Below are 5,525 nucleotides of genomic sequence, written 5' to 3'. Positions count from 1 at the left end.
CCTCAAGGTTTCCTCGAACGACTAAGCTGCCGTTCTCAAAGCTGTTCAGAAACCCGGCGATTTCGGTCGCCGGGTTTCGTGCCTAGCAGATGATCACGCAATCTGCGTCCGGAAATGGATATCGCGGCCAATTGGCTAACCAACATCAGCGTGATGGTGAGGAAAGAAAAGTGGCTCTAACGGCTTCATACATTCTAACCCGAACCGACTATGTCCTCATGTGCGTCGCGTTGACCCGCCGCCCACTGCTCCAAAGAATTATCCGTGCCTTTCTGTTTGTGCTCGGGGCGCTTTTCATAGGTATTTCGCTTGGAACCGACTCCGACGCAGGCAATTTTGAGACCTTGCTTGACATGATGAAAGCGATTGCATCCGGTGAGATGCCGATCTGGTTCTATGCCATCTATATCGTCGTCGCTGCTGTCGCGCTGTTCTCGCATTGGATAACAGGCCTTGTCGCCTGTCTGCTCTTTAGCCGTGTACCGACGAAAGGATTACTGCATGACGTCGAACTTGGTGAAAAGGAGGTGGCGATCAGAGCTCCAAATATGGCTTCAACCATCAGCTGGTCAGCGATTAAGCGTGTCGTTGAAGAGCGGACTTTCTTCCTGGTGACCCTCTCGAACCGACAGTCCGTTCTTTTGCCCAGACGCGCATTCGCCGATGGTACCTCATATGCCAATGCGCTTGCCTTCGCCCGCGCTCATGCCGGGTTGGCCCCTCAATGAAAGGAAGGCAGCGGGTTTGCGGAGGATATGTCCTATTCCCACGAAAGCTGCTACTGCGAAGACATAACCTCAGGCGATAATATTGACGACCGGTCCGGTTTCCGGACCAGCAGAGTCCGATCCCGCGCTGATGTGACGCCATCCGTTTCAGCAGCGCGATCACAGGCGTCACCGCGGCTGTTCACATCGGGGAACAGAGGTTCTTCACCCACTAGATCTGCGATCGTTTGCAATACCTCAGGCGCCGACCAGGTGGCCTTGGTGGCCACAGCGACTGAATTCCGAAGTGACTGGGCGCGTTTTCGCAACGGCGGCTTGGTCGCAATCTTTACATCGTGTCGATCTTTCCCTACGGCGATGATCTTAAGGAACCGTCGCTCGCAAACGCGCAAGACGGTCGTGAGCGTATCGATCGTCAGACCGGTACCAGCTCGGTGATTTTCGAGGAGTGGATTTTGTTTAGAGTCTTTCGATTACTGGTGATCATCATAGTCGCCATGGGCGCGGCGATCGGCTACCGCTGGCATCGCTATGTCAGCAACACCGAAAGCCCGTATGACGAAGTGGGCATTGAGCTCAATAGCCGCATGCCAGGGCCGATTAACAAATGGGGATGCGATATGCTGCATGCGACGTTCGGCAGCAGCTTGCCGCCCTACGGCTGCCAAGACGGGTCAGATCCTCGCAAATGGCGATAGACAGGTATTGGCACCCACGAGGGTATTGCACCCTCATCCAGTCCGCTAGCGACCTGGCCGCCGCGTCAATTAACGGGAGTTCCAAGTGACACAGTTTTGGGTCGATTGAGCAGAACGAGTACAAAGCTTGGCACCGGCTTTACGGTAGCGTCGCTCTTTGCACCGGTCGCCGGCATTGGTGTGGGCTTCATTATCGCGATGAACGCAGGTCCGTACGGATGGCTGGGAGCTATCGCGATCGCGTTGTTTGGGTCGGCCATAGCCGGGTCTTTGCTCGCGATCGTTGCCTTGGTGCGCAATGAGCGTTGGAGGTGGCTTGGTGTCGCTGGCTTGCTGCTGAATACGCTGCCCTCAGCCGGCCTTTTGATTGCCATCGTGGTCCATTGGCAGTCTTCTTGAACCATTGCCCGTTAGGAGCTGAAGATCCCAAAATTCAGCTTGTCGGCAACCGAAGGTGTGCCTGTGCACCTGCAACAGTCCCAACACGTCTTGCCAAGAAATGAACCTGCTCACTGCAATCTGTAAAATGGGAAGTTGCGGACCAGCGGCCCGGTGAACCTCGCTATCGGTGGAGCTGCCCGTGAACTTCATTGCGGTTGATTTTCAAGAGAGATTGCCATGCGCCTGCCCGTCATTGTCATAATCGTGTGAATCGGCGCGATGATTAGGGGCAAATCGGCGTCACAAGCTATTGATATTTCAAAGATGGGTGGGGTCATTTGGCGACGCCGATTCACACCGTAAGCGTAATCCACCGGTTCGAATTGGTTCAAGAGCAAACCCATTCATATAGGCCTGACATCCCATTCATCAGGAAAGACCGTACCAGGCACCGCGGCCGGCACCGTGCAGAACGAGGTGCCCTTGATCCACGAGTGCCTTGAGGTGATCCTTGATGGTGTGACGGCTTGCATCGGTGATCCGGGCAGCTTCCGCGACCGTGATCCGCCCGTGCTCGCGCGCCAACTCGAGCAATGCGACGGATAATTCCGGCATGTCGGCGAGGATAATACGCTCGCGTTCCATTTTCTTCTCAAGCCGCGTCTTCTGCCGATGCAGGGCTCTCAAAAAGAACTCGATCCAGGGATTCCAGTCGGGCTCCGTGCTCCGGATCGTTCCCTGCGTGCGCCGAAGCGAGATGTAATAGCTCTCCTTGCTTTGCTCGATGATGCTTTCGAGCGAGCTGTAAGGTACGTAAGCGTAGCCGGCGCGCAGGAGCAACAAGGTGGTCAGAATACGCGATAGGCGGCCATTGCCATCCTGAAATGGATGGATCTCGAGGAAAACGACAACGAAGATCGCGACGACCAAAAGTGGATGGAGCTGCTTTTCTCGCCCTTGCTCATCCAACCAGGCGATCAGTTCTTCCATTCGACGCGGCGTATCGAACGGCGATGCCGTTTCGAAAACGATGCCGAGACTCCCGCCCTGTTCGTTGAACGCTTCCACGTTGTTGGAGAGGGTTTTGTAAGCGCCACGATGCCGCTCATCCTTTGTCGAATGCGCAAGAAGGTCGCGGTGGAGCTGACGGATATGATTCTCGTTGAACGAGATAGCTTCGTAAGCACTGAAGATGGTCTCCATCACCTCCGCATAGCCGGCAACCTCTTGCTCGTCGCGTGTCGTAAACGAACCCAGACGAATGTTTGCAAGCAGCTTTTCGACCTCTCGGTCGGTGAGGCGTGCCCCTTCGATACGTGTTGAGGAACCGACGCTTTCGATCGTGGCAACACGCCGGAGGCTGGACAGCCGCTCAGGTGCGATCCGGCCGATCGCACGCCAGGCACCTTTGAATTCGTCGATTTCGGCGATCAGCGACAGGATTTCGGGCGTGATCCGGACGGTCGCCGTATTTAGAAATGCCATTTTTCCATCCATTCTCATCCAATTCCTAAGACGCTGTCATGCGCTATTTATTCATCCATTTCCATCCAATTTCCGCGAGAAATTTTGTCAGATCTATCAGTTTATTGTGAGCCAACTGACAGGCCATTGTTCACTCGGGCGGATCCAGACTTTTATAGCGAGACAAGAGAAGATGTACGGCGACGACCGATTTCAGAAATTCGACGGTCCTCATATGTCATTGGCAAGGCACCTGCGACCGGGGCAAGGACTGGAATGTCTAAGTCTCTGATGTCTCTAAGAGTTTGGATGAGATCGACGCGGAACAATAGCGCGGTCGTAGGTTCGATCCCTTTCAAGGCGGGCATTGCTTTGCAGCAAACAGTAACCTATATGTAGGCATGTTCCTACATGGAGGCTGTTATGAGCATCACGAGTTTATCTAGCCGGGAGTTGAACCACGACGTGAGTAGGGCAAAGAAGGCTGCCAATAAAGGGCCTGTAGTTATCACAGATCGCGGGAAGCCATCCCATGTGTTGATGACCTACAGTGAGTTCGTGCGCCTGACCGGCAAGCGCCGCAATCTTGTCGATGTTCTTTCAATGCCCGGGTTGTCAGCCATCGATTTCGATCCACCCCGAGCCGAAATTGCACCTCGTGGAGTCGATCTGTCTTGAAGTATCTGCTGGATACAAACGTCGTCTCCGAGCTGCGTAAAGTCGGAGACGGTAAAGCTGATCCAAATGTGACGAAATGGGTCGGTGCTCAAGATTCCAGCGACCTATTCATTTCCGCGATTACGATTCTGGAACTTGAGCGCGGGATATTGAGCATCCAGCGTCGAGATGCTTCCCAAGGTTCTCGCCTGCGGGCATGGATGGACAGCCGTGTCCGCCCTGAGTTCGCGGAGCGAGTTCTGTCAATCGATGACGCGATAGCAACGCGTTGTGCCCACTTACATATTCCAGATCGCCGTAACGAAGCCGATGCCTTGATAGCGGCGACCGCGCTGGTTCACGGTTTAACGGTGGTCACATGGAATGTTCAAGATTTCGATGGTACCGGCGTGATCCTCGTCGATCCATGGCGCGAATAACATCGGCCGCGTGGGTATTCGCGAGCTGATGTCTTTTTCGGGGAATTCCTGGGATCGCCTCAGCCTATTTGCTAGGATCGTAAGCATCGTAAGGGTCGGAGGTTCGAATTTCATCAAGAGCATAACTATGGTTGTTGCTCGCTCTTTCGTCCAATCGTTGCCTTCCTTAAGGGCAAGGATTGTGATACAAATCCTCGGATAATAGGTTCTATACTCCGAGTTCTTGTGTCAATGCCGGTTACCCTCACTCAACGCCAGATCGCTCGTAATGTGCTTATCGAGCGAGGCATCGCACGACTGGCGGAACTTCGGAGCGCTGGCGTGACAGCGGCAACCATGGGCCGAATGGAACGGGATGGTGAAGTGCTGCGGCTTGCTCGCGGTCTTTATCAACTTCCAGATGCCGAACTCGATGCCAACCATAGTCTGGCAGAGGCTGCCAAACGCGTTCCGAAAGCCGTTGTCTGCCTTGTTTCGGCTCTGGCCTTCCACGGCCTTACCGATCAACTGCCGGGACACGTGTGGCTTGCCATAGGCCGCAAAGACTGGCCTCCGAAACCAGATGGTACACCTACCCGATAGCCGTGTCGAAGGAAGAAGGTCATCTGGGCGTCCCAGTCGTCCGCCGACAGCGGCCAGCCGTGGCTGAATACGATCGGCTGGCCTGAGCCCCAGTCCTTGTAGAAGATGTTTACGCCGTCTGCGGTGGTGATCGTAGGCATCGCGTCGCTCCTTCTCTAATGAGACAAAGTTGAGTGGGAAATACCTCCGGTGAGGCGTCTTTGATTATATCCCCGGATTACGACGCTAACTAAATCGCCCTTTTTCCAAAGACAAATACCTTATATGTTCGAGCTATGCCTTAAAGATATAGCGAGGATCGGATGGAACTCCGCCATTTACGCTACTTCATTGCGGTTGCCGAGGAGGGCGGCTTGTTGACCGCTGCCCAGCGGCGACTGAACACCTCCCAACCATCATTGAGCCGGCAAATTCGCGATCTCGAATCTGAAGTCGGTGTTCAGCTATTGGAGCGGCAGGCGCGCGGGGTTGTACTCACGGATGCGGGGCGCGTTTTTCTGTGAGCGTCCGGTGAACGGATTTTGCTGAACGAGCCAGTTAGGCGATGTTCTGGCATTAGAACCAGCATTAGTGCT

Annotated in this window: 5 protein-coding genes and 3 pseudogenes; 6 read left to right on the top strand and 2 right to left on the bottom strand. The window is 54.5% G+C overall.

The genetic code is table 11. The features are described from left to right. Nucleotides 1–89 precede the first annotated feature (89 nt). Complete coding sequence (locus tag Q4Q11_RS30715; RefSeq protein WP_498571847.1) at nucleotides 90–728, top strand: YcxB family protein; 639 nt, start codon at nucleotides 90–92, stop codon at nucleotides 726–728. A gap of 335 nt (nucleotides 729–1,063) precedes the next feature. Next, nucleotides 1,064–1,426: a hypothetical protein gene (locus Q4Q11_RS30710; protein WP_498571846.1), complete on the top strand. Its 363-nt coding sequence runs from the start codon at nucleotides 1,064–1,066 to the stop codon at nucleotides 1,424–1,426. 810 nt (nucleotides 1,427–2,236) lie between these two features. Here the strand turns inward: Q4Q11_RS30710 and Q4Q11_RS30705 are convergent. Further along, nucleotides 2,237–3,292: a Fic family protein gene (locus tag Q4Q11_RS30705; protein WP_498571845.1), complete on the bottom strand. Its 1,056-nt coding sequence runs from the start codon at nucleotides 3,290–3,292 to the stop codon at nucleotides 2,237–2,239. Nucleotides 3,293–3,694: 402 nt separating this feature from the next. Between Q4Q11_RS30705 and Q4Q11_RS30700 the strand changes: the two genes are divergently transcribed. The 3 genes and pseudogenes from Q4Q11_RS30700 to Q4Q11_RS30690 form a co-directional block, all read left to right on the top strand. Next, the gene (locus Q4Q11_RS30700) at nucleotides 3,695–3,949 is read left to right on the top strand and encodes a type II toxin-antitoxin system Phd/YefM family antitoxin (protein ID WP_112508848.1); all 255 of its coding nucleotides are present in this window, start codon (nucleotides 3,695–3,697) and stop codon (nucleotides 3,947–3,949) included. Then, on the top strand, nucleotides 3,946–4,368 hold the full coding sequence (locus Q4Q11_RS30695; RefSeq protein WP_498571844.1) for a type II toxin-antitoxin system VapC family toxin: 423 nt from the start codon (nucleotides 3,946–3,948) through the stop codon (nucleotides 4,366–4,368). The genes Q4Q11_RS30700 and Q4Q11_RS30695 overlap by 4 nt, the downstream gene beginning before the upstream one ends. Nucleotides 4,369–4,599: 231 nt before the next feature. Then, nucleotides 4,600–4,947, top strand: a pseudogene (locus tag Q4Q11_RS30690) (type IV toxin-antitoxin system AbiEi family antitoxin domain-containing protein); the annotation flags it as partial. On the opposite strand, the pseudogene Q4Q11_RS30685 reads toward Q4Q11_RS30690, so the two are convergent. Next, a pseudogene (locus Q4Q11_RS30685) lies at nucleotides 4,941–5,090 on the bottom strand (alpha/beta fold hydrolase); the annotation flags it as partial. The pseudogenes Q4Q11_RS30690 and Q4Q11_RS30685 sit on opposite strands and share 7 nt — an antisense overlap. 162 nt (nucleotides 5,091–5,252) lie before the next feature. Between Q4Q11_RS30685 and Q4Q11_RS30680 the strand changes: the two are divergent. Then, nucleotides 5,253–5,450 (top strand): annotated as a pseudogene (locus Q4Q11_RS30680) (LysR family transcriptional regulator); the annotation flags it as partial. Nucleotides 5,451–5,525 lie beyond the last annotated feature (75 nt).

Source organism: Rhizobium sp. UFLA01-1127 (assembly GCF_059803845.1).
The sequence above is the reverse complement of the archived record's forward strand: the minus strand, read 5'-3'. Positions and strand labels throughout refer to the sequence as shown.